At 45.9% G+C, this 26669-nt stretch carries 24 protein-coding genes, 1 other RNA gene, 1 pseudogene and 1 riboswitch; of the genes and pseudogenes, 16 read left to right on the top strand and 10 right to left on the bottom strand.

Annotation, left to right across the window (positions count from 1 at the left end):
• Positions 1–27 precede the first annotated feature (27 nt).
• From ICN18_RS06710 to ICN18_RS06675, 8 genes are all read left to right on the top strand, one after another.
• On the top strand, positions 28–492 hold the full coding sequence (locus tag ICN18_RS06710; protein ID WP_216189735.1) for a DNA polymerase III subunit chi: 465 nt from the start codon (positions 28–30) through the stop codon (positions 490–492).
• Between the two features lie 5 nt (positions 493–497).
• The gene (gene lgt, locus ICN18_RS06705) at positions 498–1286 is read left to right on the top strand and encodes a prolipoprotein diacylglyceryl transferase (RefSeq protein ID WP_216189734.1); all 789 of its coding nucleotides are present in this window, start codon (positions 498–500) and stop codon (positions 1284–1286) included.
• Between the two features lie 3 nt (positions 1287–1289).
• Positions 1290–2198 (top strand): LysR family transcriptional regulator, encoded by a 909-nt coding sequence (locus ICN18_RS06700; protein ID WP_216189733.1) that lies wholly within the window; start codon positions 1290–1292, stop codon positions 2196–2198.
• A 137-nt stretch (positions 2199–2335) separates the two neighbouring features.
• A complete protein-coding gene (locus ICN18_RS06695) occupies positions 2336–3640 on the top strand; it encodes a malonyl-CoA decarboxylase domain-containing protein (protein WP_216189732.1) in 1305 nt (434 codons plus the stop codon).
• A gap of 131 nt (positions 3641–3771) precedes the next feature.
• Positions 3772–4845: a TRAP transporter substrate-binding protein DctP gene (gene dctP / locus ICN18_RS06690; protein ID WP_216189731.1), complete on the top strand. Its 1074-nt coding sequence runs from the start codon at positions 3772–3774 to the stop codon at positions 4843–4845.
• Between the two features lie 3 nt (positions 4846–4848).
• Complete coding sequence (locus ICN18_RS06685) at positions 4849–5355, top strand: TRAP transporter small permease (RefSeq protein ID WP_216189730.1); 507 nt, start codon at positions 4849–4851, stop codon at positions 5353–5355.
• A 2-nt stretch (positions 5356–5357) separates the two neighbouring features.
• Positions 5358–6716: a TRAP transporter large permease gene (locus ICN18_RS06680; RefSeq protein WP_216189729.1), complete on the top strand. Its 1359-nt coding sequence runs from the start codon at positions 5358–5360 to the stop codon at positions 6714–6716.
• A 40-nt stretch (positions 6717–6756) separates the two neighbouring features.
• The gene (locus ICN18_RS06675) at positions 6757–8280 is read left to right on the top strand and encodes a malonate--CoA ligase (protein ID WP_216189728.1); all 1524 of its coding nucleotides are present in this window, start codon (positions 6757–6759) and stop codon (positions 8278–8280) included.
• Here the strand turns inward: ICN18_RS06675 and ICN18_RS06670 are convergent, their stop codons facing one another.
• The 5 genes and pseudogenes from ICN18_RS06670 to ICN18_RS06650 form a co-directional block, all read right to left on the bottom strand.
• A complete protein-coding gene (locus ICN18_RS06670; protein ID WP_216189727.1) occupies positions 8281–9099 on the bottom strand; it encodes a sulfite exporter TauE/SafE family protein in 819 nt (272 codons plus the stop codon).
• A non-coding RNA gene (gene ssrS, locus ICN18_RS06665) (6S RNA) lies at positions 9100–9318 on the bottom strand.
• 87 nt (positions 9319–9405) lie between these two features.
• A pseudogene (locus ICN18_RS10520) lies at positions 9406–9633 on the bottom strand (cell division protein ZapA); the annotation flags it as partial.
• Positions 9614–9901, bottom strand: a complete 288-nt coding sequence (locus ICN18_RS06655; RefSeq protein WP_216189726.1) for a hypothetical protein — start codon at positions 9899–9901, stop codon at positions 9614–9616. The gene ICN18_RS06655 and the pseudogene ICN18_RS10520, both read right to left, overlap by 20 nt.
• A gap of 27 nt (positions 9902–9928) precedes the next feature.
• A complete protein-coding gene (locus ICN18_RS06650) occupies positions 9929–11896 on the bottom strand; it encodes a TonB-dependent receptor domain-containing protein (RefSeq protein ID WP_216189725.1) in 1968 nt (655 codons plus the stop codon).
• A gap of 143 nt (positions 11897–12039) precedes the next feature.
• A riboswitch (cobalamin riboswitch) is annotated at positions 12040–12255 on the bottom strand.
• A gap of 82 nt (positions 12256–12337) precedes the next feature.
• On the opposite strand from ICN18_RS06650, the gene ICN18_RS06645 reads away from it, so the two are divergent.
• From ICN18_RS06645 to ICN18_RS06610, 8 genes are all read left to right on the top strand, one after another.
• A complete protein-coding gene (locus ICN18_RS06645) occupies positions 12338–12955 on the top strand; it encodes a Crp/Fnr family transcriptional regulator (protein WP_216189724.1) in 618 nt (205 codons plus the stop codon).
• A 203-nt stretch (positions 12956–13158) separates the two neighbouring features.
• Positions 13159–14868, top strand: coding sequence for an oxalyl-CoA decarboxylase (gene oxc, locus ICN18_RS06640; protein ID WP_216189723.1), 1710 nt, complete (start codon positions 13159–13161; stop codon positions 14866–14868).
• 48 nt (positions 14869–14916) lie between these two features.
• On the top strand, positions 14917–16167 hold the full coding sequence (gene frc / locus ICN18_RS06635) for a formyl-CoA transferase (protein ID WP_216189722.1): 1251 nt from the start codon (positions 14917–14919) through the stop codon (positions 16165–16167).
• 91 nt (positions 16168–16258) lie between these two features.
• Entirely contained in the window at positions 16259–16687 is a 429-nt protein-coding gene (locus ICN18_RS06630; protein WP_216189721.1) for a PAS domain-containing protein, read from the top strand.
• Positions 16688–16826: 139 nt separating this feature from the next.
• Positions 16827–18074 (top strand): formyl-CoA transferase, encoded by a 1248-nt coding sequence (gene frc, locus ICN18_RS06625; RefSeq protein WP_087908557.1) that lies wholly within the window; start codon positions 16827–16829, stop codon positions 18072–18074.
• Position 18075: 1 nt separating this feature from the next.
• On the top strand, positions 18076–19008 hold the full coding sequence (locus ICN18_RS06620) for a methionyl-tRNA formyltransferase (RefSeq protein ID WP_216189720.1): 933 nt from the start codon (positions 18076–18078) through the stop codon (positions 19006–19008).
• Positions 19009–19104: 96 nt separating this feature from the next.
• A complete protein-coding gene (locus ICN18_RS06615; protein WP_216189719.1) occupies positions 19105–21261 on the top strand; it encodes an autotransporter outer membrane beta-barrel domain-containing protein in 2157 nt (718 codons plus the stop codon).
• Positions 21262–21321: 60 nt separating this feature from the next.
• Positions 21322–21492 carry a hypothetical protein gene (locus ICN18_RS06610; protein WP_216189718.1) on the top strand — a complete coding sequence of 57 codons (171 nt, stop codon included), beginning with the start codon at positions 21322–21324 and terminating at the stop codon, positions 21490–21492.
• Between the two features lie 136 nt (positions 21493–21628).
• On the opposite strand, the gene ICN18_RS06605 is transcribed toward ICN18_RS06610, so the two are convergent.
• The 5 genes from ICN18_RS06605 to metG all read right to left on the bottom strand — a co-directional run bounded on the left by ICN18_RS06605 (position 21629) and on the right by metG (position 26540).
• Positions 21629–22792, bottom strand: a complete 1164-nt coding sequence (locus ICN18_RS06605; RefSeq protein ID WP_216189717.1) for a hypothetical protein — start codon at positions 22790–22792, stop codon at positions 21629–21631.
• Between the two features lie 69 nt (positions 22793–22861).
• Positions 22862–23713 carry a pantoate--beta-alanine ligase gene (gene panC / locus ICN18_RS06600; protein WP_216189716.1) on the bottom strand — a complete coding sequence of 284 codons (852 nt, stop codon included), beginning with the start codon at positions 23711–23713 and terminating at the stop codon, positions 22862–22864.
• Entirely contained in the window at positions 23710–24585 is an 876-nt protein-coding gene (locus tag ICN18_RS06595) for a segregation and condensation protein A (RefSeq protein WP_216189715.1), read from the bottom strand. The genes panC and ICN18_RS06595 overlap by 4 nt, the downstream gene beginning before the upstream one ends.
• Positions 24578–24766 (bottom strand): DUF3460 family protein, encoded by a 189-nt coding sequence (locus ICN18_RS06590; protein WP_215357447.1) that lies wholly within the window; start codon positions 24764–24766, stop codon positions 24578–24580. The genes ICN18_RS06595 and ICN18_RS06590 overlap by 8 nt, the downstream gene beginning before the upstream one ends.
• Before the next feature lie 103 nt (positions 24767–24869).
• Positions 24870–26540 carry a methionine--tRNA ligase gene (gene metG / locus ICN18_RS06585; protein WP_216189714.1) on the bottom strand — a complete coding sequence of 557 codons (1671 nt, stop codon included), beginning with the start codon at positions 26538–26540 and terminating at the stop codon, positions 24870–24872.
• Positions 26541–26669 lie beyond the last annotated feature (129 nt).

The following is a 26669-nucleotide window of genomic DNA, read 5'->3' as shown; positions in this document are numbered from 1 at the left end:
TTCTCGTTACCCCTGGATATATATTGAATGGCTCGAATTGATTTTCATAGCAATGTGAGTGACAAGCTGGAATATGCCTGTCGCCTCACGCGCAAGATTTGGAGTGCTACGTCTGAGGGTGAACCGGTGCGCAACATTGTGATGGTGGGCGAGAAGGCTGATTTGCAAAAGTTAAATGAATTACTTTGGTCTTTCAGCGCTACTGATTTTTTACCGCACTGTTTTATTGATGATGAAGCTGCAGCAGAGACGCCGATTGTGTTGATGGATGATTTTGCTTCTTCAGCTCTCCATAATGTTCCGCATGCTGATGTCATGATTCATTTGGGTATGCGCATGCCGGCCGATGTGCCGGCTTTAGTGGTACGCTTTCCTAGAATCGTTGAGGTCGTCACAGTCAATGAGGCAGAACGCTTGGCAGGGCGTGAGCGTTTTAAAGCCTATCGAGAATTAGGTCATGAGTTGCATAACTTTGACCAATCCAAAAGTTAAGATCTATGATGATTCATCCCCAGTTTGACCCTGCAGCTATTCGAATTGGATCGTTTGCGATTCATTGGTATGGCTTGATGTACTTGATGGCCTTTGCTCAATTCTTGCTATTAGGCCGCTTGCGCATTCAATCACCTCGTTATCAAGCATTGGGTTGGACTTATAAGGATCTGGAGGATCTACTCTTTGCAGGTGTGCTTGGGGTGGTGCTTGGTGGACGTTTGGGCTACACCCTGTTTTATATGCCAGGCTTTTACTTATCTCATCCATTGAGTATTTTCAAAATCTGGGAAGGCGGTATGTCTTTTCATGGCGGCTTGCTGGGTGTTCTGGTGGCGCTCTATTGGTTTGCCAAAAAACGCAAAACCACTTTTTTTGTTGTTAGCGATCTAGTTGCTCCTTTGGTCCCATTTGGTTTGGCTTTTGGACGATTGGGAAATTTTATTAATGGAGAGCTATGGGGCAGGCCCACTGATTTACCTTGGGCTATGGTGTTCCCATTGGTGGATTCTGTACCCCGTCACCCATCGCAGATTTATCAGTTGCTTGGTGAAGGTATCTTGCTAGGTATTGCATTGTGGGTTTATGCAGGTAAACCAAGAAGGGTGGGGCAAGTTTCTGGATTCTTCTTGTTGGGTTATGGTATGTGCCGTTTCTTGGCTGAATATGCGCGTGAGCCCGACTCCTTCTTAGGTCTTCTGGGTTTAGGTTTATCTATGGGTCAGTGGTTGTGCGTGCCGATGATATTGTTTGGCATCTATCTCATGACGGCATTCAAATCCAAGAGTAAGTAAGTCATGCTGAATGAAGAGCTCACTTTACGTAAGCTAGAAATACTCTGCTCATTTGTTCGTACTGGCAGCCTATCTAAAACAGCAGAAGAATTACATTTAAGCTCAGTCAGTATCCATAAGGCCTTGCACTCACTTGAGTCTGGTATCGGATGTCCTTTATTTGTCAAAGAAGGTCGCCAATTAAAGGCTTTGCCTGCTGCCATCTATTTGGCAGAAGCAAGCGCTGATTTATTGGGTGATGTAGAGCGCATCCTGAAGAAGACACGGTCTAAGGCTGGGGTAGAGAGCGGGCAAATTCGTTTGGGTTCGATGTACTCTTTGACTGCCAATATTATTCCTAGAGTAATTATGGGCACCAAAATTCGTAGACCTGACTTAGATATTGATTTGTATCTTGGGTCCAACGAGGATTTAATGAAGAAGCTTGGCGAGGGAAATGTAGATGCGGTGGTGATGGCCGTTCCTGTCAGAGATCTTCCTGAGGGCGTCCAGGTAGTGCCTCTCTTTGAGGATCAGTTATTTTTAGCCTCCTCAAAAAACAATAAGCCAGCCGAAGCAAATGTGGATCTGTCTGAATATCGGAATGAGAAATTTCTAACCCTACAAGATGGCTTTGCTACTACTTCGGGGTTTTATGAGGCCTTTCAGCTTGCTGGCTTTAAGCCTGATGTAGTGATGAAGGTTGGGGATATCTTTTCCCTTATGAATATGGTCTCAGGCGACCTGGGAAGATCGCTGTTGCCGGGTAGGGTAAAGGCCTTAATGGGTAATGCAATTGAATTTACCCCCTTGCTGCCAAAATATCAGGTGACCCAACATATCGGCCTCATGTACCTTCAGGCTAATGAATCAAACCCCAATATCCTCGCTCTAGCGGCTGAAACCCGCATGTTGCATCGCAATAATATTTAGACATCAAAATAGATTTATGTTATTCATTAACTTAAAGTTAATGAAATTACACTTTCATTAATTGATTTGACCTTTGCCTGGCTATAAATTAGCTCTCAATCCTTCAGTTTTGGGGACGAATTCTTTGAGAGATATACATGCTTGAAAAGCTAGCAAAAGCCCGTTACTTTTCCCGCGTTACAGGCGCGGTCAATCGACTGATTTCTGAGCGCGGCGAGTCCAATGCTGTGAGCATGGCTGACGATGTCATCAATAGCTACCGCAAACTCTCTAAAGATCAGCATTCAAAATTTTTCAATTTTCTTTTTGAAAAACTCAACCCTGATCCTACTGCAGTCATGGCTGCTGCACAAAACTTTTCAGCTGAAGCTAGCGCGCGTAATTACATTAAATTGCAACGCGTGACAGAGCCGCCAAGGCAAGAGTTGTTTCGTCGCCTCAATCGCGCAACCAATGGAACTGCGGCGCTTGTTGGTATGCGCCGCGACCTCTTGCAAGTGCTTGAGAAGCAGCCTGAGTTAACGGCAGTTGATTTTGACTTACGCCATCTTTTGTCTTCTTGGTTTAATCCAGGATTTTTAAAGATGCATCGAGTGGATTGGAAGTCGCCTGCAGAGATTTTAGAAAAGCTCATTCAGCACGAAGCTGTTCATGCAATTGATGGCTGGGATGACCTGCGCCGCCGCCTGCAGCCTGATCGCAGATGCTTTGCATTCTTTCATCCGCAACTTCCGAACGAGCCCTTAATATTCGTTGAGGTAGCTCTTTTGCCAGAAATTCCAGCGGTTATTACACCGTTGGTAGATAAGAAGGCTGAGACAGTTCATCAAACATCTCAATACAAGGTTGCTGCTTTTTATTCCATCAGTAACTGCGAGCCTGGATTGCGTGGTGTATCCATGGGTAACTTCTTGATTAAGCGCGTTGCTGAACAGTTACATGCGGAATTCCCTGGCATTAAAACCTTTGTAACGCTCTCCCCAATTCCTGGATTTATTGACTGGGTTGCTGCTGGTGCAGATATTGGCGGCGAAAAGACAGGTACCCAGCTCAAGCCGGCGGTTCGCACAGCTCGCGAGCAATCCTTGGAAGTTCTTGGTCTTGTTAATCGCTCTTGGCCTGAACGCTTGAGTGGTGGTTGGCATCCGGACAACGCTACTGAAAAAGAGAAGGCTGCATTACTGTGCCTAGCCAGTATTTACCTAGGCTTAGGTTCTGCTGGTCGTAACGGTAATCCGGTTGCTAAGTTTCACTTGGGCAATGGTGCAAAGTTGCATCAGATTAATTGGGCCGGGGATTTATCCCGCAAAGGTTTAAGGCAATCTGCAGCCCTGATGGTGAACTATTTATACGATCTTTCCGCTGTTGAGGAAAACCATGAGCGCTTTACCCATGGGGAGATTGATTATTCACGTGCTGTAGGCCGTTTAATGCAGGCTTAGAAATATATTTTGGAGGAGAGGCTCTAAAAGCAGAATTCAGAGAGTATTCGCTTTAGAGTATGTGGCAAGGAACCAGGCGCTAAGATCTGGCCATAACAAGAAGTACATAAAAACACTATTAGGAGAACTATATGAGTAATGAATTCAATTCTGGGTCTGATGCGCTCAAGCCAAATGCTTTGCGTCGCCAATTATTGGCGGGATCTGCAGCGCTGCCTTTAGCGGGTATTGTGGGCTATAGTCCTGCATCAAGCGCTCAAGGTGCAACTAAAACCTTGAACATCTCACATCAGTTTCCTGGTGGAACCATTCAGGCGGGCGACTTCCGTGATCGTCTTTGCCGTAAATTTGCTGAGTCAGTTGAAAAGCGCACTAAAGGCGCTTTGAAGTTCCAGGTATACCCAGGTTCATCATTGATGAAAACCAATGCACAGTTCAGTGCAATGCGTAAAGGCGCTTTGGATATCTCATTATTCCCAATGCCATATGCTGGTGGAGAAGTGCCTGAGTTAAATATTGGCTTGATGCCAGCATTGGTTACTAGTTATGAGCAGGCTGCTAAATGGAAGACTGCTGAAGTTGGCAAGATGCTGACCAAAATTTTAGAAGACAAAGGAATTGTTCTCTTAAGTTGGGTTTGGCAAGCCGGTGGTGTGGCAAGCAGAAGTAAGTCAATTGTTCTCCCAGAGGACGTTAAGGGCATGAAGATTCGCGGCGGTAGTCGTGAATTCGACTTGATGCTTAAGGCAGCAGGGGCTTCAGTAATCTCGTTACCTTCAAATGAAATCTATGCAGCAATGCAAACTGGTGCGATGGATGCGGCTTACACATCTTCCACAAGCTTTATGTCATTCAAGTTGGAAGAGTTGGCAAAAGCATTTACTAGCGCACGTCAAAAATCCTATTGGTTCATGCTTGAGCCATTGATGATGTCTAAGCAAATCTTTGATACGTTGCCAAAAGATCAGAAAGATGCCCTTATGGCAGCTGGCGCAGAGATGGAGAAGTTTGGTCTTGAAGCTGCAAAGGATGATGACAAGACGGCGGCCTTGGCATATGCAAGAGCTGGCAGCAAGGTGACTGATGTTGATACAGCGATTGTGGATAAGTGGAGAGCGATTGCTCGAGATAGCGCTTGGAAAGACTACGCAGAGAAGAATGAAAGCTGTGCGGCATTGTTAAGAGCAGCAGAAAAAGTAATCTAAATCATGAATCAACTTTTACAAGCGACAGACCGCTTAATGTCTGGAATGAATAAGCTAATGGTGTTATTTGGATCATTGGCATTGGTAGCTGCTTCAGTCATCTTGAGTTATAGCGTTGCTTCAAGAGCATTTTTCGGAGCAACGACTGATTGGCAAGATGAGGCTGCAGTATTTTGTTTGGTAGGTGCTACTTTCTTGTGTGGTGCTTACGTTCAGCAAATCCGTGGGCATGTAGGCATTTCAGCAGTGTCTACTATGTTGCCTAAAGCAATTAATCGTCTCAGAGTGTTGATTATTGATATTGCCTCTTGCGCTTTCTGTGCATTTTTTGCATGGAAGTCTTGGACTTTATTTCATGAGGCGTGGGTAGACGGTCAAGTGACTTCATCTTCATGGGCTCCACCCCTGTGGATTCCATACATCATGATGTCTATTGGTATGACCTTGTTGGCGTTTCAGATTTTGCTCCAAGCGTTTGGAGATGTTGTTAATCCAGGCGAAGGGGAATAAGTATGTCTATCACAGTACTCGGATTATTGTTTGCAGCGGTTACGTTGCTGGTTATGTTTTCAGGGATGCCCATCTCATTTGCATTGGGCTCAGTAGCAGTTATCTTTATGGTGTTCTTTATGCCTGCATCCTCATTGGATACAGTGACTCAGAACGTCTATGAAGAAATGGCGAGCATCACCTTGCTCTCGATCCCGCTATTTATCTTAAAAGGGGCGGCGATCGGACGTTCGCGCGCCGGCCAAGATTTATACGAAGCTTTGCACGTTTGGCTTGGTAAAGTTCCGGGCGGCTTAGGTGTTGCTAACGTGTTAGCTTGTGCACTTTTTGCTGCAATGGCAGGCTCTAGTCCTGCAACTTGTTCTGCAATTGGTAGTGCTGGTATTCCAGAAATGCGTAAGCGTGGCTATTCACCAGGATTGGCAGCGGGCATTATTGCCGCTGGTGGCACTCTCGGTATTCTGTTGCCGCCATCAATCACAATGATTTTGTACTCAGTTGCTGCAGAACAATCATTGGGACGTTTATTCCTTGCTGGCATTGGCCCTGGCTTGATGTTGGTATTGTTCTTCTCGATTTACACTGTTTACCGCTTCCGCAAGGAATACAACATGGCATTAGAGGCAGTTAAAGTAGGTGCCCCTAGCCAGCCGATCCTTGAGCGTCAAACATACACCATGCAGCAGAAGATGAGTTCTTTGCCGCGCGTATTGCCTTTCTTGGTATTGTTGATTGGCGTCATGATTGCGCTCTACGGCGGCTATGCAACCCCTTCTGAAACTGCAGGCCTTGGTGCAATATTGGCCTTTGCATTAATTGCCGGTATCTACAAAATGTGGCGTATCAAAGATTTGTCGCCATTGCTCAATGCCACCATTAAAGAATCCACAATGTTGATGTTCATTATTGGAATGTCTTTATTGTTTTCCAATGTGATGAGCCATTTGCACCTTAGTCAGTCAGCTGCACAAGCGATTGTTGACCTCGGCTTTGGGCGTTGGGGATTGTTGGCGGCTATTTTGGTTTTGGTCGTGATCTTGGGCTTCTTCTTGCCGCCGGTTTCAATCATCTTAATGACTGCACCAATCTTCTTACCACCACTAAGAGCGGCTGGATTTGATTTGGTTTGGTTTGGAGTGGTGATGACCATCGTGATGGAGACGGGTTTGATACATCCGCCAGTCGGTCTCAATATCTTCGTGATTAAAAACATCGCGCCGGATATTTCTTTGAATGAAATTATTTGGGGTGTATTCCCATTTGTGATCATCATGATTCTCTCTGTAGTGCTGCTCTGCTTCGTGCCAGAAATTGCTACAGGCTTATCTGACCTTGTGATGGGTGTAGCTAAGGTCCATTGATTGCAACATTGATAAAAATATTAGTCTTATAGGAACTTTCATGAATTTATATTCGCTCTTGGAAAAAGGTTTTCCAAAAGATAAAAAAGCATGTGCCCTTGAAACGCATGATGGTCTTTATTACTCTTGGGGTGACCTAGAGGCAGCTACAGCAAAATTCGCTAATTTATTGGCAAGCCTGAAGCTTCCAAAAGGAGCTAGGGTTGCAGTCCAGGTTGAGAAGTCTCCTGAGGCACTTTTTCTGTATCTAGCAACCATTCGTGCGGGCTATGTGTATTTGCCGCTGAATACTGCTTATCAGTCAGCTGAAATTCAGTACTTCCTAGAGAATGCTGAGCCAGCAGTGGTTGTGTGCAGCAGTAAGAACCTCTCTTGGGTTTCTAAGGTAGCTTCTAAGGCTGGTACTAAGCATGTATTTACGCTGGATGAGAACCGTACAGGCACTTTATTAGAGCGCGCAGGAAACCTGAGCGACAAATTTAAAACTGTTCCGGCAAAAGATGATGATCTTGCGGCGATTCTGTATACCTCTGGTACAACAGGACGTAGCAAAGGCGCAATGCTTACTCATAAAAACCTTGGCAGCAATGCACAAGTACTGCAAAAGTTCTGGGGTTGGAAAAAAGGCGATGTATTGCTGCACGCTTTGCCGATCTTCCACGTGCATGGATTGTTTGTAGCAGCACACGGCGCCTTGATTAATGGCAGCAAGATGATTTGGTTGCCGCGTTTAGATACAGCGCAGTTGATTAAGCACATGCCACAGTCCACCGTGATGATGGGTGTACCTACATTCTATGTACGTCTATTGGCTGACAAAGGATTTACTAAAAAAGTAGCAAGCAATATGCGCCTATTTGTTTCTGGCTCAGCACCTTTGCTGACAGAAACATTCAATAGCTTTAAAGAAGTGATTGGTCAGCCGATTCTTGAGCGTTATGGCATGAGTGAGACCGTGATGTTGGTTTCCAATCCATACAAAGGTAAGCGAGTAGGTGGTTCTGTTGGTTTGCCATTGCCTGGCGTTAAGGTTCGTGTAGTTGATGAAGATAACAAGCCATGCAAAGTAAATGAGATTGGCAGTATTCAAGTGAAGGGTCCAAATGTATTTGCGGGCTACTGGCGCATGCCTGAGAAGACTGCTGAAGAGTTCACAAAAGATGGTTGGTTTAAAACTGGCGACGTCGGTCGTTGGGGCGGCGATGCCAATGGTGGTAAAGCACCAAATGATTACTTATGCATTGTTGGCCGCAGTAAGGATTTAATTATTTCTGGTGGCTACAACGTTTACCCGAAAGAGATTGAAAGTTTTATCGATGACATGACTGGCGTTGATGAAAGCGCTGTGATCGGAATTCCACATCCAGATTTTGGTGAGGCAGTGATGGCAGTAGTGGTGCCTAAGGCTGGCGCAAAACTCAATGCAGAAGCAATGATTGCAACTTTAAAAACACAAATTGCAAACTTTAAGATTCCAAAGCGTGTTGAGATTGTTTCTGATTTACCGCGTAATGCTATGGGTAAGGTACAAAAGAATATCTTGCGTCAGCAGTACACGGCTTAATTAAAAACCGAATGCCTTGCGGCTTTCATTAAACATGAAGGCTGCAAGGAAAAACAGCATGATGCCAAAGACTCGTTTGAGTTGACCAATATCGAGTTTTCTGGCCATCTTTGCACCTAAAGGTGCAGTAAAGATACTGACGGTTACGATGCATGCAACCGCAGGTAAATAGACAAAGCCTAAAGAACCTGCTGGGAGATTAGGATTTCCCCAGCTCCCATACATATAGCCAATCGTAGCCGCGGCAGCAATAGGAAAGCCCAGGCCTGATGAGGTCGCCATTGCAGTGTGGGGTTTGACATTGCACCAAAGCATAAACGGCACAGTAATGAATGCGCCACCCGCACCCACAAGACTTGCCAGCGCTCCAGCAAATGTCCCAAAGGAAAATAATCCGAACGCGCTTGGTAATTCTCTGCCTGCCTTGGGCTTCTTATTGATCAGCATCTGGATTGAGGTGTAAACAATAAAGACTGCGAAGAAAAGTGAGAGCCATGAGGTCTTGAGTGCTTCGAATAATTCGCTGCCACCAACCAGTCCACCAAAAATCATTCCGGGACTTAAAGAGGCAACTAGTTTCCAATCAATTGAGCCATGTTTGTGATGTGCCCAGATTGCGGAAGTGGTGGTAAACAGAATGGTGGCCATTCCTGTGGCAATCGCCATGTGCACAATCACTTCTTGGCTAAATCCGAGATGATTAAAAACTAATATCATGAAGGGCACCAGAATCATGCCGCCACCAATGCCCAGTAATCCAGCCAAGTAGCCAGAGATGGCGCCACACAACATCAACATCAAGATATCGCTTAGTAACATGAATTCCCCGCCTTAGCCGCTAGGCCGTCATCCTGAACCCTAAGGTTCAAGGTGGAACGGCTACTCTGTTTCGGGTGCATTAAGAGGCTCAGGGAGTAACCAAGTCTAAGTTGGCACTGTGAACCGTCAAAACGCTCACGCCCACAAGGTAAAGATCGTTCCTGATGCTTGCGCATCGGTTCAAGGAACTATTGGCCTTGGCGAACCAGGCAGGGAAAGGGTTTGCATCAAAGAATCCACTTGATCCTCAAGCTCTCGAATCCGACCCTGAAGACGAGTGACTTCATCAGAGCTCATGTTGGAGGGGGTGCTTTGCTGCGAAGAATTTTTTTGTAAGGTGATGAGGTCACCAGCAATTTTAAGTGCAGCCATCATGCTGGCACGTTCAATGCTGCGATTGCCGCCACTGATGGCCAGTTGAATTTGCTCATCTACCAATACGCATGCTGCACGAAGTAATGGCTCATGTTCTGCACTTGTTGCCAGAGTAATTTTTTGACCGGCGAGACTTACTTCAATGCGTTGTTGGCTCATTGTCATCCTCTAGATTATTTGTTGGAACAACTTCGCCAAGTAGATTGAGTTGGCGACCATCACTCTGCTCAGGCAGGCGACTCAAAATGTGCTGAATACGCTTTTGCGCATCTTCAATCTTATTTTCGAGCTGTACTCGATTTTGATTTAAGTTCTGAACTGCTTCGGCAATCGCCTGAATTTTTCCAGCCAAACGATTGATGGATGCGCATAGCGCATCCATATCTGAGGCTTGGTTGCCAGTGGAAAGAGGTGAGGTCTCATTCATACTGGCATTGTAGTCTGAAAAAAGGGCTTATTTCATGGCGTAACGCAGGCCCACAAATACGTTTGAGCCTGGGGTGTTGTAGCCATAGCTTAATTGGTAGTTCTTATTCAAAACGTTATTCCAGCGGGCAAATACGCTCAGATCTTTCATCAAATCGTAGTTGGCATAGAGATTAAAGATGGTGTAGCCGCCCATGCCAGTGCTTGTGCCCTGAAAATCATCCCTTCGCCCAGAAAAAGTAGCGCCAATACCGGTGGTGAGTTTGAGGTACATGTATTCAGCTGCTAAATTGCCATATTGCTTAGCTTGCTTCACCAGGGTGCTATTGGTACTCTCATTTACTGGATTCTGTTGAGTAAAGGAACCTTTTAGATTAAGCGCAGAAAATTGTGTGGCCCCACTCAAAGTGCTGCCCGTGATTTTGGCGCTAGCTACGTTTGATGCGCAACCAAAAATACCTGTTCCCACCGGGCAGGTGTCAGAGTTGCTCACCTGAATCAAATTGGAAATCGAGTTACTGAAGACAACAATGTGTCCTTCGAGCCCCGATTTCTCATAATGAAGTCCGGCTTCCGTATTCTTGCTTTTCTCAGGAAGAATGGCGGTATTTCCATAGCCTGGATAGTAGAGGTCATTAAATGTTGGCGCCCTGAAACCAGTACCATAGTTCATGTTTGCTCGCCATTCTTTGCTGAAGAAATAGCCATAAGCAGCTGCGCCCGTAGTTTGCGGTCCATAGCCAGTAATACTGTCATTGCGCAGTGAGAAATTGGCGATGTGAGCATCTCTTTTGAGCTGATAGGCAATTGCACCTGAATTGGTATTGCGTGTTTGACTAAAACCTAAAAAAGAGTAGGGCGCCGTCAGGTTATTGAAGTCACCGTTGTTGTAGTCAAGTTGATTGCTTGAAACTTTTTGCGTTTTGCGCTCAGCTAACACTTGCAAGATATCAGCGCCAATCGCGAAATCATTTTGCCAGGTATAAGTATTTTGTCTCTGATTTAGAGTACTGTCATAAGCCGGGTTATCCGGTGTACTGGGTGCGTGATTTAAAGCGGTTCCGGTTTGTGCGGATGCTTGCAGGAGGCTGTGCCAGTTTTCCATTACTTGATTTTTGGAATAAAGGGAATAAGTCCCTAATTGCGAAACTTGGTTTTGAGTTTGTTGATATAAAAACTCTTGCGGGTCAAAGCCAGGTAACTGATTGTTAAGACGGCTATTTAGAAACTGCAAACCAATCTCTTGTCCTTTGCTCCACTCTTGCGATAGCCTGCCAGTAACGCTGTCTTGAACGTAACCCGTTCTGCCGGATGCAGTAAGTCCATCTTTGTTGTTGGGTGCTATGGTATTGAAGCCCATGGAGAGGGTTTGACTAGCTGCCAGAGAGTAGCGAATTTTTTGATTGCCTTCGGTGGAGCCGTTAATACTGGCTTCGCTAATACTGGTGCCGTAGCTACCGTAACCAATAGACGCGCCTACCTTAGCAGGTCCATCGCCTTTCTTGGTGAAAATTTGTACTACACCACCAATAGCATCAGAGCCATAAAGACTACTCTGAGGGCCAAAGACGATTTCAATATGATCGATGATCGTGAGTGGAATCACTGACCAGTTAGTGCCGCCATTAATCGCATCATCAATGCGAATGCCGTCGATTAATACGAGAGTCTGATTATTGGTGGTGCCTCGTAAGAAAACGCTGGCATTAGACCCACCAGTTCCGTAGCTGGAGATAGTTACTCCTTTTTGCCGTTGGAGTAATTCCACTAAGCTGGTTTGCCCGGCTTGCTCAATTTCTTCTGGGCCAATGTAAACGTTATCGGCCAGTACATCGCTGGCTTTGGTTGGCGTCCTAGTGGCAGTGACGATGATGGGGTTAACGGGGTTATAGGTGCTTGCTAAAACTGTTGGTGAGTTGTTTTGCGCAAAGGCACTAATACTAGTAAGTGCGCCCAAAAGGAGGGCGACTTGAGTCTTGCTGAACTGCTGATTCATGATTCACTTTCTGTTATCGATTGCCCAGCTAACTTCCCCGTTAGCTGGGTCGAACAGAATTTCACGTGCAAGAGTTCAGGCGTCAATTGGGCGCAGTATCGAAAAACTCAGCGCTTTCTTGGCGCGCGAAGATCCCCGTCCGCAAAATTCCACCTGTCTTGGCCGGTATCCGGGCTAGTAAATATCAGAATCTGGCCTTCCCATGCGATTGACGCGCACAGTGGCTTTGTCAGATTCCTGACGCCCCAAATAAACCAAAAAGGGCGCATTTACCTACCGTTGCGGGGGCAGCACACGTTTAGTGTTTCCCGTTTAACTTTATTGCACTGCAATAAAGCACCACGACCCTGTCATTCTAGCGGAATAGGAATGCCTGGAGCAGGAATGCACGGCTTTTGGGAGTAAAAAAGCCTACAATAGACGGTCTTGGAGCAAGGATTTATGACCGCATTAGATAAGCACCCCGAAAAAAACCTGATTCGCCTGCAGTTGAGTCAAAACTCGGTCTTAAAAAGCTTGGATACTGCGGCAATGGCTGATTTAGAGCGCCATTTAGAGATTGCCGACCTCAAGAAATCCGAAATTTTGCTCCACCAGGGCGACCACCAGATGGAGCAGTACTTCGTTTTGGATGGCATTCTGAAACGGATTGTTTCGAGCGCGGATGCCAAAGAGATGATTTTGCGTTTTGCCATCGAAAAAGATATTGAAACGAGCTATGCGGCATGGCGCTTGAAGACGGCGGCTCCTTACAGTATTGCCTGTGTTACCAAGGCTCGTGTGGCACGGATGCCGATGAAGAAGTGGGCCGAATTCCTTGAGGAGCACAAGCCCCTTAAGGAGAGCTTTGAGTTTGAGGTAATGCGTCTGATGAGTGAAATCATGGCACACACCATTACCTTGCATATGCTTGATGCCCCAGGCCGAGTAGAGCGTTTCTTGCGTAAATATGAGGATTTGTTCGAGCTTCTCCCAAAGAAGGAGCTGGCCGCCTACTTAAACCTCTCTCCTGAGACTTTAAGTCGCCTCAAAACGAAGCATAAAGAGCTTTTCGTTTAAGCCCTAAAACCTCCGTAATTACAGGATTTAGAGGGAAATTGACCGAAGTCAATGATGATCCTTCCCCCCAAGCCTAATATTCAGTTCAGCCTATGCGGGACACAAAACCCGTTGTGCGATTTATAACTACATTGGAGACGTTAGCGAAAGCTAAATTGCATTAGCTCTACAAGAGCAGACCCGCAATTTTTATACAAATTTCTATGACAACAGATAATCAAAACACACAATTAACCGATGGCTTTCACCTCGTCATTGACGCTTTGAAAGCAAACGACCTCGATACGATTTTCGGCCTCGTTGGTATTCCAATTACTGACTTATGTCGTTTAGCGCAAGCAGAAGGTTTGCGTTTTATTGGTTTCCGTCATGAGCAACACGCAGGTAATGCTGCAGCGATTGCTGGTTACATGACACAGAAGCCAGGTATCTGTATGACTGTTTCTGCTCCTGGATTCTTGAACGGTTTGACAGCACTTGCCAATGCAACTGTGAACTGTTTCCCAATGATTTTGATCTCTGGTTCAAGCGAGCGTGAAATCGTTGACTTACAGCAGGGTGACTACGAAGAGATGGATCAGCTCAACGCAGCTAAGCCATATTGCAAAGCCGCATATCGTATTAATCACATCGAAGATATCGGCATCGGTTTTGCTCGTGCAATCCGCGCTGCTGTTTCTGGTCGTCCAGGTGGTGTTTATTTGGACTTGCCGGCTCAGTTGCTCGCGCAAACAATGCCAGCTGAAGAAGCTAAGAAATCCATTTTCAAAGTAATCGATCCAGTGCCACGTCAAATCCCAGCAGCTGATGCAGTTGCTCGTGCATTAGATGTGTTGAAGGGCGCTAAGCGTCCATTGATTCTTTTGGGCAAGGGCGCTGCTTATGCTCAAGCTGACAAAGAAATTCGTGACTTGATCGAGAAATCAGGCATCCCTTATTTACCAATGTCGATGGCTAAAGGTTTATTGCCAGATAATCACCCGCAATCTGCTTCTGCAGCGCGTTCATTTGTATTAGCTGAGGCTGATGCAGTGTTGTTGGTTGGTGCGCGCTTGAACTGGTTGCTTGCACACGGTAAAGGTAAAACTTGGGGCAAAGAGCCTAAGAAATTTATCCAAATCGATATTCAAGCAAACGAAGTGGATAGCAACGTACAAATCGCTGCACCATTGATTGGTGATATCGGTTCATGCGTTGGTGAGTTGTTGAAAGGTATTTCTGCTGTTCCGAAGCCCAGCGCTGAGTGGATTGCTGCAATCACCGAGAAGAAAGACAAGAACTTAGCCAAGATGGCAGAGACATTGGCTAAAGAAGCAAACCCAATGAACTTCCATGGCGCGTTGCGTGTGATTCGTGATGTGATTAAGAAGAACCCAGATGTGAACTTGGTAAACGAAGGTGCAAACACGCTCGACTATTGCCGTGCGATCGTTGATATGTATAAGCCGCGTAAGCGTTTTGACTCTGGTACTTGGGGCATTATGGGTATCGGCATGGGTTACTCCATCGGTGCCGCAGTAACCAGCGGCTTGCCAACAGTTGCAGTTGAAGGCGACAGTGCATTTGGCTTTAGCGGCATGGAATTGGAAACGGTTTGCCGTTACAACTTGCCAATCACGACGGTTGTATTCAATAACAACGGCGTATACCGCGGAACTGACGTAAACCCAACCGGTGGCGCTGATGTTGCACCGACTGTGTTCGTTAAAGATGCTCGTTACGACAAAATGATTGAAGCGTTTGGTGGTGTTGGTTACTACGTAACTACCCCAGCAGAATTAGAAGCAGCGTTAACAGAAGCGATTGCTGCCGGTAAACCAGCCCTCATCAATGCTGTTATTGATGAAACAGCAGGTACTGAGAGTGGACGTTTAACAAACTTAAACCCATCCACAGCAGCCGCTAAGAAGTAATTAAAAATTAATTAGAAACAAACAAGAAAGACTTAAGGAGAAACACACATGACTAAACCATTAGACGGTATTCGCATTATTGACTTCACACACGTACAAGCAGGTCCTGCATGTACTCAGTTGTTGGCATGGTATGGCGCTGACGTAATTAAAGTTGAGCGTCCAGGCTCTGGCGACGTAACTCGTAGCCAATTGCGCGATATTCCAGGCGCAGATGCTTTGTACTTCACTATGTTGAACGGCAATAAGCGCTCTTTGACCTTGGATACTAAAACTCAAGAAGGTAAAGAAGTTTTAGAGAAGATGATCAAGACTTCTGACGTGATGGTTGAGAACTTTGGCCCAGGCGCTTTGGATCGCATGGGATTCTCTTGGAAGCGTATTCAAGAATTGAATCCAAAAATGATCATGGCTTCTGTAAAAGGCTTTAGCGATGGCCACTCATACGAAGACTTAAAAGTGTATGAGAACGTGGCTCAGTGTGCTGGTGGTGCTGCTTCCACAACTGGTTTCTGGGATGGTCCTCCTACAGTTTCTGCTGCTGCATTGGGTGACTCTAATACTGGTATGCACTTGGCAATCGGTATCTTGACAGCGTTGATGCAACGTCAAAAAACTGGCAAAGGTCAAAAAGTATCTTGCTCAATGCAAGACGCTGTATTGAACTTGTGCCGTGTGAAGTTGCGTGATCAACAACGTTTGGACAAAATTGGTTACTTGGAAGAGTACCCACAGTACCCACACGGTTCATTCACTGACGTAGTTCCACGTGGCGGTAACGCTGGTGGTGGCGGTCAGCCAGGTTGGGTGTTGAAGTGTAAGGGTTGGGAAACAGATCCAAACGCATACATCTACTTCACTATTCAAGGTCACGCTTGGGAGCCAATTACTCGTGCGATTGGTAAGCCAGAGTGGGCAACTGATCCAGCGTACATGACTGCTGAAGCTCGTCAAGACAAGATTTTTGACATCTTCGCAACAATCGAAGACTGGCTCAAAGACAAGACTAAATACGAAGCCGTGGACATTCTCCGCAAGTTCGATATTCCATGTGCTCCAGTTCTCTCAATGAAAGAATTGGCTGCTTCACCAGACTTGCGTAAGAGCGGTTCTATCGTTGAAGTGGACCACAAAGTACGCGGCAAGTATTTGACAATCGGTAGCCCAATCAAGTTCTCTGATTTGGAAATCGAAGTTGGTCCATCACCAGTATTGGGTGAGCACACTGACGAAGTATTGGCTGATCTTGGCTATAGCGCTGATGACATCGCTAAGTTGCATACAGCTAAAGCGGTTTAATAAAAATAATTGTCTGCTTAACTGCAGTTACTTTGAAGGCGCTCCTTGTGAGCGCCTTTTTTATTTCTCAAAAACCCTATAGACTGACTTCATGAAGACAAGTATTGACTTACACCAATTAGTAGAGTGCGTGGGCGATGCCATTATCGTTGCAGATGCTCATGAAAACATCGTGCTGTGGAATCCTGCTGCTACTCGCATCTTTGGATATTCCGAACAAGAGGCTCTTGGTCAAACATTGGATCTCATCGTTCCCGAGCGTCAACGCCAAAAACACAACGAGGGTTACAACCATTCGATGGAGACGGGTACGACCCGTTATGGAACGTCTCTATTAAGGGTGCCTGCGAAACATAAAGATGGGGGCACTATATCTATCGCCTTTACTGTAGGAATGCTATTTGACCCCTCTGGCAAGGCCAATGGGGTGGTGGCCATCATCCGGGATGAAACAGCTCGCTTTGCTGAGGACAGGGCTCTTAAAAAGCGCATTTCCGATCTTGAAAATCCCCAGGCTTAGCCGCATTTAGTCTTGAAGTGATACCAATACAGGCTTAGATGCTGACTGTGCCCAAAAATTGGGCACGCCCTGATTTTCCCTATTTCCCGCTGGTAAAATTGCCTCAATTCAAAATTTCATTCTTATTAGGACTTAAATCATGGCAAAAGCACTAGAAGGGGTCAAAATCCTCGACTTTACGCACGTTCAATCAGGCCCAACCTGTACTCAGTTACTGGCTTGGTTTGGTGCGGACGTAATCAAAGTAGAAAAATCTGGCGAAGGCGATGCGACACGCGGTCAATTGCGTGATATTCCCGATGCGGATAGTTTGTACTTTACGATGTTGAACCACAACAAGCGTTCTATTACCGTGAATACCAAAACTCAAAAAGGTAAAGAAATTCTGGAGCGCTTGATTAAAGAGTGCGACGTATTGGTTGAGAACTTTGCACCGGGCGCGCTCGATCGCATGGGTTTTTCTTGGGAGCGTATTCAAGAACTCAATCCTATGATGATCATGGCTTCTGTAAAAGGCTTTGGTCCTGGCCCATACGAAGATTGCAAAGTGTATGAGAACGTAGCGCAATGTGCTGGCGGCTCTGCATCAACAACTGGTTTTGATGATGGCCCTCCAATGGTGACCGGTGCACAAATCGGTGACAGTGGCACTGGTTTGCATTTGGCATTAGGTATCGTTACTGCACTTTATCAGCGTACACACTCCGGCCGTGGCCAGAAGGTATTGGCAGCAATGCAAGATGCGGTATTGAACTTGTGCCGTGTGAAGTTGCGCGATCAACAGCGTTTAGAGCGTGTTGGCCTGATGCAGGAGTACCCACAGTTTCCGAATGGCGAGTTCGGCGACTCTGTACCCCGCGCAGGCAATGCCTCTGGCGGTGGTCAGCCAGGTTGGATTGTGAAGTGTAAGGGCTGGGAAACTGATCCAAACGCCTATATGTACGTAATCGTTCAAGCTCCAGTATGGGAAGCAATTTGTAAAGTAATTGGTCGTGAAGATTGGATTACCGATGTGCGTTTTGCATCACCAATGGCACGCTTGCCACACCTCATGGAAATTTTCGGCGAGATCGAAAAGTGGACGATGACGATGACTAAGTTTGAAGTGATGGATGTGTTGAATAAGTACGACATTCCATGTGGCCCAATTCTTTCTATGAAAGAAATCGCTGAAGAGCCAGCATTACGTGCAACTGGTACTGTCGTTGAAGTGGATCATCCGATTCGTGGCAAGTACCTTACTGTTGGTAACCCAATCAAGATGTCTGATAGCCCAACCGATGTGACTCGTTCACCATTGCTCGGTGAGCATACTGATGAGATTCTTAGTGAGTTAGGTTACTCAACCGATGAGTTGATTTCTCTTCGTCACGATAAGGTGATCTAAGATGCGGGTTGCTTTGATTGGAAGTGCAGATTTTGGTAAAGCGGCTTTAGATGCTTTTTTAGATCGTGGCGATGAAGTCGTTGCTGTTTTCTGTCCACCTGATAATCCCAAATCAAGCAAACCCGAAGTCTTAAAAGAAGCAGCGCTAGCGAGGGGCTTAACCCCCTTGCAGTTCGCATCACTAAAGGGTCCAGAGGCTGCACAGGCCATGATTGATGCCAATGCAGACATCTGCGTGATGGCTTACGTCATTCAGTTTGTGCCGCAAGAGCTCTGCAAGATTCCAAAGCACGGCACTATTCAGTACCACCCATCCTTGTTGCCTAAATATCGCGGTCCAAGTGCCATTAACTGGGCAATCGCATTAGGTGAAGAGAAAACTGGCCTCACTATTTTCCGTCCATCCGATGGTTTAGATGAAGGCGAAGTAATTTTGCAAAAAGAAGTAGTCATTGGGCCTAACGACACATTAGGCAAGATCTACTTCGATCATTTATTTCCAGTTGGTGTTAAAGCGCTACTCGAAGCTGCTGACTTAGTAGTGGCAGGTAAGCATCAAGAAATCGTTCAAGATGAATCACAAGCCAACTACGAAGGTTGGTTTGATGCAAACGCTGCGCAGATTCATTGGGCAACGCATATCAGTCAAATTTATAACCTGATTCGTGCATGTAATCCAGCACCTGGTGCGTGGACGAAGTTTGGTGAACAAAAAGTACAGATCTACGATTGCCATAAGCATGTTGCTGCTACATTCGGCGCCGTCAAAGGCAAGCCTGGAGAAGTAACTCAGATCACACTAGATTCATTCTTCGTCACCTGCCACGGCGGACAGATTGAAGTCCTCAAAGCTAAAGGCGCTGCAGGTAAGGTCACTGGCGCTGAGTTGGCTAAAGAGTTAAATCTAGAGGTAGGGCAGTTCTTTACGCTTTAAATCCTGTCGCATAGGATTACTTTTGTTGGTTTTGTAAAGACCAAGACCTTCTGTTTTGTATAATTTCGAACAGAAAATATCGCCATAAATTACAAAATGATTAAATATATTAAAGCCTTGCTCCTTCTTTCAATTGGCTTGCTTGGAGCAGCTTCTAATGCTCAGTCCACAAATCAATGGGCAGGCTTTACTGCGAGCGGCGGAATTATTGGTACAAATTCATATGGCGAACAATATTATGGTGCTGCCACCGGTTCTGTTGTAGATCCAATTCTGAATAACACTGTTAGCGTTAACTTAACTGGTGAGGTTGTAGCGCCTTACAGCTGCCTTGGTAATAGTAGTTGTTCACGATGGTCTATAGGGGCGGGCGCTCCTGCAAGTTATATTTCTTCCCCATACGTTACCGTGGCTCCATCTACATCAACGAATCTCATTGCGCAAACTGGTGGAGGTGTTGGCTCTTACGCTTCTCACACACTCTCGTTTAGTCGTCCAGTCTCAAATGTGGTGATGTCAATTTATTCATTGGGTCAGCCGGGTTCACTATCCGCATATACATTTACACAGCCATTCACTATTCTTAATACCGCAGCTTGCTCCTCCGGAAATAACTGTTTATACGCAACAAATAATAATTTGACGCTAAACGGCCAAGAGGGTGCTGGTACTATTTTATTTAAAGGGCTGTATTCAAGTATTAGCTGGACCGTAACAGTACCCGAGGACTTTAGCGGTTTTAACTTTGGAATCTCGGGCGTTCCTTATGTATTTCCACCAGCAATATATACAGTGGCGCCCGGCTCAACTACTACAGTTACCACCCCGATCACTGATGACACAGCCTCAGGAGGTCTCGGGGTGCAGGGCGGCGGCACATTAAATTTAAGTGCTGTTAATACGTATACCGGGCCTACCGCTGTAGATGCTGGTTCTACATTGGCTATTGCTGGGTCAGGCTCGATTGCAAACTCTACTAGTGTGACCAACAATGGCACTTTAGATATTACGAATGCGACAAGCAGGGTTAGCGTTCAGACATACACCCAAGGGTCTTCAGGCAAGTTATTGATGACAGCTAACCCAAATAGCTTTCAGCAATTAAATATCAACGGCAACGCAACATTGGCTGGTTCTTTATCACTCAATGCTTCACCAGGAAAGTATGTCGTCGGCAAATACACTCTACTAACTGCTACAGGTGGAGTTGTGGGGGCTTTTGGCAGTTTAAGTACCAACTTATCGGCTTATACCAATTCAGCATATGGATTAACTTACGATGCTAATGATGTGTATCTCACAATCGCTGCTGGCCCAAATGCAATTGATACTCAGCTCTCACTTGTGAATAGCGTCTCAGCCCTTCAGAATATCTACACTCTTCAGAACTCAGTCATTGCCAATAGTTTTTTTTATGACTGTAAGGAATTTGGCGCTAATAATATTTGTATCTCTGCCGGTGGTCGCAATACTGCTGTGCAAGCAGCGAATGGGCTAAACAACACCAGCGGTCTATTGATTGCGGCTTATCGTCCCTATCAAAACTATCGTTTAGGCGCCTATATTGACCAAAATCTTTCTGTTAATAACGCAGGCTCGGTAGTGAGTCTAGGTAATAACACGCCAGTGATTGGCTTGTTTGGCGCATGGAATCAGCGCTTAGATGGCACTGGGACAGAGATTAAAGTTGCAGCAGCCTATGGCCAAAAGAACACCACTATTACAAGACAAATTGTTGGTGCTTCAGAACCAGGTTCAGGATCATCGCAATTAAATAGTCAAGGCGCGCAAGTCACTGCTAAATATGGATTTGCAGTATTGCCTGAGGTCATTGTTTCACCTTATGTTGGTATGCGTTACACCCAAAATAATATGGGGGGCTACACAGAAGGCACATCAGCAACAGTCACCACGCCATTAACTTACAGCGCTCTCAATACAAATGCCACTACGGCATTAGCAGGAGTGGGAGCTTCATATCGTTTTATTCCTAAGGCCACACTATTTGCAAGCGCGGGCGTCGAATCGGATACCAATACCGCTAATGGCACTTACTCTGCTTCTGGACTAAATGGTCTGACACCAATTAACTTTAATGCTAATCCAGTTAAAACAAGGCCTACTGCTACGTTAGGTGCCTACTACGATGTCGAAAAGAATCAGCGCATTGGTATCACCGGCATTTATCGTCAGGAGCCATTTCAGACTGTATCCACTACGACCGTTATGGCGACTTATACAGTTGGCCTTTAAAAAATGAAGTTAATCAGCTCTGCTAAGCGCGCTCTATGAAGTGCGATTGGATTGCTGAATGTGGCATCACTAATAACAATAAATCCATTGGTGCCACCAATTCTGGGGTCTGATTATGATGCCATTAATTTCTATGCTGGCAATGCAGTTTTGACGATCCCAGCAGGTATATTTATTTCGTCTGTTTTGCTACAAAGCTCGAATAACCAAGTATTCATTATTGAAGATTGAGTATCCGAGTGAGTAGGTAATCCGTTTTTATCTACCGGAGTAGATGAGTTACTTAGATTTTTTGAATGCCCACATAAGTATAGGTAATAAAAAGCCCCGCAGTGCGGGGCTTTTTTGACAGCATTTTTTAATGCGATTACGGGAATACGGCAAGGTAAGGCGTTGTTGGTGCTGGTCCCTTGTATACGCCCAAGACATTCTTTTCAAATACAGTATTCGCAGAGGTAATCTCAGCGCCCGGGAAGGCAAAGTTTGTCCACACCGGTGTGCCAAAGCCTCCAGAGGAGTTGCGACTTACTTGAGCTAGTGCTGCACCAGTTGGGTATGTTGAAGCGGTTTGAGCCCAGTCAATTGAAAGATAGTAACCACCCGCGTTATCTGTGGTGATACCTTCGACGTGTGAAACCTTGGAGGTGGTCAAATCATTGTTATAAAAGAGCGGGGTGAAATTAGAAAACCCAGCGCTTGGACTCCAGTCAACTATGTAGCCCGTCGATAAACCATTCTCCCCAATCACCTTGCTATATCCACCGACGATGGTGTAATTATTGAGGCTGGAGTTATACCAAATACCATATGCAGTAATGCTTGCTGCACCACCGGTAACTACGCTAAGTGGAATCTCGGTATAGGTATAGGTACTCGGGTTGGTTGGGTTGCTACCTATAGCCATAATAAATGCATGACTAGCGAAATCCAGTGTGGTGTTGTAGTTTCCGACAACATAGCCATTCATATTGCTATGTGCAATAGTGCTGCTGACCGTTCCTCCTGCTGGAGCAGTAGGCAAAATTTGAGTGTAAGTCCCGGATCCATCTAGGGCGCCTTGGTAAAGCAGACCGTATGCTGTAGTTACGCCAGGTAAATTGTAGTTTCCAACCACTACGATAGTTCCAGGACTTGTCCCACCATTGGGGCCGTAAAAGTTCAGACCTGAAGAAGTATCGCTTCCTCCACCTGCTTTATTAATTGTCTTGGCTGGACCAATTTTATTCCAGCTATTTACGCCAGGGATCAATAGAGGGCCGCGATAGAGTAAGCCGTAATTGGTTGTGGGTGTAGTAGTGGTATCCATATTGATACCTGTAAGGAAGACATCGGTAGAGTTGCCAACACCTCTTACGCCGGTAATTTCAGTGGATCCCGCTGGCATATATGGCTCGGTGAAGTATTGAATGCTTGCGGTTGCTGGGGTTGAAGATGAAGAGCTTCCGCCACCACATGCAGTAAGCGCTCCAGTAGCTCCAAGTACGCCAATGCCTTTGAGTGCGAGACGGCGATTTACGTTAATAGTATTCATATTGACCTTGTAGAAATTATTTAAGGAGGATATAGACTATCGCCCCATTGGAGTTGGGAGACCCAGAGATTAAATCTCTAGGTTATCAATCAAACGTGTTTTGCCAAGCTTAGCGGCTGTCAGAATGACGAGTGGCTCACCAGCTTGCAATTGCTCGTTTGATGCTGGCGCTAAATCGCATTGTTGACGAATGGCAATGTAGTCTGGTTGCCAGCCACGTTTCGCTAAAGAAGCAACAGCAGCTTTTTCGATCTCGGAAATAGATTGGCTGTTGCGATCCTTTAGTTGGATGACTCGCTCCCGAACTTCTTTGAGCGCCTTCATTAACTCTGGTGCTTCAGCGCGCTCTTCCACAGAGAGGTAGCCGTTGCGGGAGGAGAGGGCAAGGCCATCTTCTGCGCGAATGGTTTCACCAGGAATAATTTCTACTGGCAAAGCAAATTGCTTGGCCATCTGACGAATAATCATCAACTGCTGGTAATCTTTTTTACCAAACACAGCAACCTTAGGCTGCACACAAGAAAAGAGTTTGAGAACAACGGTACAAACGCCTTTAAAGAATCCAGGGCGGAACTCGCCTTCGAGAATGTCGCCCAACTGCTGCGGTGGATCAACTCGGTACTCTTGCGGTTGTGGGTAGAGATCTCGCTCAGTCGGTGCAAAGAGGATGTAGACACCTTCTTTTTCCAGCTTATCAATATCCGCCTGCATCGTGCGCGGGTAGCTGTCAAAATCTTCATTAGGACCAAACTGCAAACGGTTCACAAAGATACTGGCCACTACAGGGTCGCCATGTTGTCTTGCCAAGCGCATCAAAGATAGGTGACCTTCATGAAGGTTGCCCATAGTCGGCACAAATGAAGCGCGGTTTTGACCTCTTAGATGGTCGCGTAATTCTTGTATGTCGCTAATGATTTTCATGCAACAGGGGTATAGGCGAGGCGCACATAAATTGGCGCATACGGCTCGGCTTGAGTAATTTCTACCAAGGCTTCGCGTGAGAGCTCAAGCATCGCAATGAAGTTTACGATCACTACGGGGATGCCTTTGCCAGATTTAATAGCATCTTCAAATAACTCACTGAACTCTACAAATTTAGTGCTTTGCAGGCGACGCAAGATACGTGTCATGAAGTCGCGCACAGATAATTCTTCGCGCGTAATAGTGTGATGCTGAGTCAGTTTGGCACGGTGGAGCACATCACGCCATGCCATCTGCAAGTCTTCTACGTTGACATCTGGCCAAGCAATCGCAATGGTGGTATCTACGTAGCCGTGCGCAACCTGGAAGTCGCGACCTTGTTGTGGAATTTGATCGAGCTCTTGAGCAGCAAGCTTCATGCGCTCATACTCTAAGAGGCGACGCACTAATTCTGCGCGTGGATCTTCAACTTCTTCCTCGCTATCTGCTTTCTTCATTGGCAGGAGCATGCGAGATTTAATTTCAATCAACATGGCAGCCATGAGCAAATACTCAGCAGCCAGCTCTAGATTGTGATGACGAATTTGATCGATGTAGCTAAGGTACTGTTGAGTAACCTGCGCCATCGGAATGTCGAGAACATTAAAGTTCTGCTTACGAATCAAATACAGCAATAGATCTAAAGGACCTTCAAAAGCCTCTAGAAAAACTTCTAGAGCATCTGGTGGAATATAAAGATCGGTGGGGAGCTTAAAAAGCGGCTCGCCATAAAGTTTGGCGAACGCTTCCGACATGCCATCGGTAACCGATGGGGTGCTGTCTAGCAAATCTGAGATTGGCTGAGCGCTAGGCTCATTGCCTTGATTAGTCATTCGAGTACACGTAAGCGCGTTGCTTGAGTTTTGCCTCTTTGGCGCGACGCTGGTCTTCAACGCTCAATGGCTCTTTATCCCAAAGGAGGGCGCGACCGGCTTGCTGTTCAGCCTCGAGGTTTGGATGCTCGGTTTTGAGTTCAGTTAAGAACTGGGTGATTTCAGATTGATATCTTGCCATAGCATTTCCTATAATACTCAATAAATTCAATAACTTATGAAATTAATTCGAAAAGTTATCTAGGGACTACAACCGCCATTATAGGTGCTTTTTAGGGGGCTTTTTACAAGTTTGCAGCCAGCAAAGCCTCAATTTGAGGTGCTTCCACTCGGGTCATCAGGTGCTTGTAAGGCTTGATGGGGTTCTTGCTGGAAAGCGGAGTATTGATGTCCGTCCAAGAAAGGGGAGGCAAGGCGAAGAATTCTTCAACTCCAGCTGCTACCTGAGGAATAACCGGCTTCAGATAGAGACTCATCATCCGGAAGGCTTCTAAAGTGATGCTGCAGACTCTTTGCAAATCCGCTTCACGTTCCGGATCTTTGGCGATTTCCCAGGGCTTATTCTCATCCACAAAGCCATTTACTTTATCGGCGAGTTCCATTACGGTGCGCAGTGCTTTTGCGAATTCGCGTCCCTCATAGAGTTCTGCAATTTTTTCACTACTTGCTGCAATTTCTTTGAGGAGTGGATCGTTCATCGCCTCATCAGAAACAACGCCACCAAATCGTTTTACCAAGAAGCCAGCGCTGCGGCTTGCAATATTGATGTACTTGCCGAGTAGATCGCTGTTTACGCGTGCAACAAAGTCCTGAAGATTTAAATCTAAATCTTCCATACTGTCATTGAGTTTGGTTGCAAAGTAATAACGGAACCACTCTGGATTAAAGCCGCATTCGATCACGCTGTTTGCGGAAATCAAAGTACCACGTGATTTACTCATCTTCTCACCATCAACGGTCAAGAATCCATGAGCAAATACATTGGTCGGAGTGCGATAGCCAGAAAACTTTAGTGTTGCTGGCCAAAATAAGGTGTGGAAATATAGAATATCTTTACCAATGAAATGGTATTGCTCAGTGGTGGTATCTGGCTTAACCCACTCGTCAAAATTAAGACCTTTAGACTGGCAATAATTGAGAAAGCTAGCGTAGTAACCAATCGGGGCATCAAGCCACACATAGAAGTACTTGCCTGGCGCATCGGGGATCTCAAACCCGAAATACGGGGCGTCGCGGGAGATATCCCAGTCGCCCAACTTGCTTTCACCGGGCTGACCAACCCATTCTTTCATCTTATTGCGAGCTTCAGGCTGCAAGGGTGTTTTTACTTGAGTCCACTCGCGTAAGAACTCTTCGCAGCGTGGATCAGATAACTTAAAGAAGTAGTGATCTGAAATCTTTTTGATTGGTGTTGCACCGCTCACTACCGAGAAGGGATTCTTTAAATCCGTAGGTGAATACGTCGCACCACATTTTTCACAGTTATCACCATATTGATCTTTAGCGCCGCACTTAGGGCATTCGCCTTTGATAAAGCGATCCGGCAAAAACATTTCTTTAACGGGATCGTAAGCTTGCTCAATCGCGCGCTTCTCAATTAAACCTGCATCGCGAAGCTTGATATAAATATCTTGCGACAGCTTTTCATTCTCAGGGCTATCGGTCGTGTAGTAGTTATCAAATGAGATGAGGAAGTTATCAAAGTCACGCTTATGTTCTTTCCAAACATTAGCGATCAGTTCCTTTGGTGTGAGGCCTTCTTTTTCAGCACGCAACATGATGGGGGTGCCATGGGTGTCGTCGGCGCCAACGTAGTGCACTTCATGGCCACGCATTCTTTGAAAGCGAACCCAGATATCAGTCTGCACGTATTCCACCAAATGACCGATATGGATCTGACCATTGGCATACGGTAGGGCGGAAGTAACAAGAAGGCGGCGTTCAGAACTGCTCATGTAATGCGGACTTAAATAAGAAGGTTGGTAAGAAAGTTAAATACGTTAAATAGGGTGCAGAGCTCAATTATGCTGGCTTATGCAGTGATTTTAGTCTGCGGTTAAAGTAAAGCTCCCCGGAGTCTTACT

It is taken from the genome of Polynucleobacter parvulilacunae (genome assembly GCF_018881715.1).
GTDB classification, from domain to species: Bacteria; Pseudomonadota; Gammaproteobacteria; order Burkholderiales; family Burkholderiaceae; genus Polynucleobacter; species Polynucleobacter parvulilacunae.
The sequence above is the reverse complement of the archived record's forward strand: the minus strand, read 5'-3'. Positions and strand labels throughout refer to the sequence as shown.